This is a genomic window from Myroides sp. LoEW2-1 (assembly GCF_009767705.1).
Lineage (GTDB): Bacteria > Bacteroidota > Bacteroidia > Flavobacteriales > Flavobacteriaceae > Flavobacterium > Flavobacterium album_A.
This window is the reverse complement of sequence record NZ_WSPP01000174.1, coordinates 1-2,739: the sequence shown is the minus strand read 5'-3', so window position 1 is coordinate 2,739 and position 2,739 is coordinate 1. Positions and strand designations below refer to the sequence as shown.

General features: G+C 33.2%; 1 protein-coding gene. It reads right to left on the bottom strand.

Features of this window, described 5'->3' with window-relative positions; genetic code table 11:
• Nucleotides 1-1,305: 1,305 nt before the first annotated feature.
• Nucleotides 1,306-2,706: an NAD-dependent succinate-semialdehyde dehydrogenase gene (locus tag GOQ24_RS10810; RefSeq protein ID WP_160339663.1), complete on the bottom strand. Its 1,401-nt coding sequence runs from the start codon at nucleotides 2,704-2,706 to the stop codon at nucleotides 1,306-1,308.
• Nucleotides 2,707-2,739: the final 33 nt, after the last annotated feature.

Genomic DNA, 2,739 nt, shown 5'->3' with positions numbered 1-2,739 from the left:
CCTTTAGAAGCTATATTCTCAAATTACATATACTTACTAAAGCATTAAAAACCTCACCAGCCAAGTATTTTGACATTTATTATCTGTTTCGTTGCACTAATTTACTTACAATAAACTAATTCTAAATATTTGGTATAGTATATGCTATAAATACACATATAGAATGTGACAAAATAATAATAATTATAACAATGGAAAACCTACTAACTCAAAGCCTAGCAGGATACTTTATTATATACATAGCATTAATTATATTATACACTCTCTTTATTTTAAAGAGTAAACGCATTACAACTGATGATAAATACTTAGTTATACTATTCACAGTTGCATTATTGCCTGTAGGTTTAGTCTATGGACTATACTTAATTTACTCGAACTCTAAGAGTTCTCAAACAAATTAACACATATTTGGTTCTTTCTGGTTAACACTCAAAAGCAGTTAATACGCAAATTAACTGCTTTTGCTTTTATTGTGTTTCTTATTTATTTACTAGACAGATACCCTCTTTGTGCTGCCAAAGCGCATTAGTGCAAATGAACTAAAAGCCAACAAAATTCATGATTAAAAAAGATCACATTCTTATTCAATTTTTATACAATAAAAAAAGCCAACAGATACAAGACCTGTTGGCTTTCTACTTTAATAACTAATTGGGAAAATTAAATTTGATTAATAATGTTAGTGACAATACTAATAACTAACAGAACTTATTTCGTGTAAAGGTATCAAATTTCGCACTTTTTGTTTTCTACCAGATAAATACTCCTACGCTTAGGAATATATACCATTTAGTTTAAATCAATTCAGCCAAGCAAAAGATTTAATCCTCTAGAGAATATTCCTATCTACACACCCCACAACTATTGCCATTGACAGCACAATGTTTACAATACTTGCAATTTTTACACGCCTTACAACTTGATGAACCTGTACAAGTGGCAAATGTAGACTCGTAGTAATAACCAGCAGCTGCGGCTAAAGTTGTTAGAAATACACTAAAGAGGATAATCTTTTTCACAACAATTTTTTTCTTTTATTTCTTGGTCAAATTTACCAAGTCTATAATCATTACACAATTAAATAAAATACCATAATATTCTAAAAAGCAAGTAATTACACACAAAATAATAAGCTTAGATTATATTCTACCTCATGGCTGTACTCTTGAGCTTTTTCTGTAAAAAAATCGGCAACTGTTCTTTGTAGATTGAGTCCATAAAAAAAGGTTTCCACTATTAGTGAAAACCTTTTACATAAAAAGAATAATAAAAAATCAATTCATATTCACGTTCCTTACCTCGTTAATATGCCTTGTCAATATCTGTTACACAAATTAGTTTTTCATTTACAAACTCATGTATACCATATTTTGCTTGTTCACGTCCATAACCTGATTTCTTAGCACCTCCAAATGGCAATTCTGGAGCAATACCAGTAACGTGATTAATATAAACCATACCTGTTTCTATTTGACGAGCTACTTTAACTGCGCGCTCTTTGTTCTCACTAAACACACTACCACCTAACCCATAAGGTGTATCGTTGGCAAGTGCAATAGCTTCAGCCTCATCAGCTACCTCGTAGATCATAAATACCGGACCAAAGATCTCCTCTGAATAAGCATTCATTCCTTTTTTAATTCCAGTAAGTATAGTAGGTTCCATAAACCATCCATCACGATCTAATTTTTTACCACCACAAACAAGTTTTGCTCCTTGTTCTACTGCTTTAGCAACTTGTTTTAGTACATCTTCTCTCGCCTTTTCACTACTAAGTGGTGCTAATTGAGTAGCAGCATCCATGGGATCCCCTACTTTCACTTGTTTTACTTTCTCAATAACACCTTGGGTAAATTTGTCTGCTACTTGTTTTAAGACAATTAATCGTTTAGGAGACACGCACACCTGTCCTGCATTCCACAAACGCCCTTCTACTGCCCCTTTAATAGCTTTATCAATATCTGCATCATCTAATACCACAAAAGCATCACTACCTCCAAGCTCAAGAGTAGATTTCTTAATATTTTTACCTGCAATAGAGGCCACACTTGCACCAGCTGGCTCACTTCCTGTTAGTGCTACTCCCTTGATGCGATCATCCCCTACAATATTTGCCAATTCACTTCCTGGTACAAATAAGTTTGTGTAAACATCTTTTGGCAAACCACACGCTAAAAACAATTCTTCCATGAGCTTAGCACATTGAGGAACATTAGAGGCGTGTTTTAAAACCATAGTATTTCCAGCCATTAAGTTAGGTGCAGCTGAACGCACAATTTGGTAATAAGGAAAGTTCCAAGGTTGGATACTCAATAGCAATCCTATTGGCTCTTTACTAATGAATGCTTCACCAAATGGCGTATCTAATTTTTCGTCTTTCAATAACTCTGCGGCATTTGTTGCATAATAATCAAAGATTGCTGCAGAAAGCTCTACTTCAGCTTTACTCTCAGTAAATAGTTTACCCATTTCAACGGTAGCTAATCTAGCTAGTTCATCTTTGCGCTCACGCATAGTATCAGCTATTTTGTGTACAATTTTTGCACGATCAGCAATCGAGACATTCTTCCAACTTTTAAATGCTGTAGTTGCTTTGTCTAATATTGTATTTATTTGTTCTGAAGTCATTACTTCAAAAACTTTTTCTTCTTTTCCTGTTGTGGGATTGATGGTTTTAATTGAAGATTTTATTGTTGTAGCCATATTTTATTTTTTAAAAAATTAATACTTACTAAT

Coding starts and splice junctions, on each gene's coding strand:
- GOQ24_RS10810 (WP_160339663.1), bottom strand. CDS start 2,706: ATGGCTACAACAATAAAATCTTCAATTAAAACCATCAATCCCACAACA.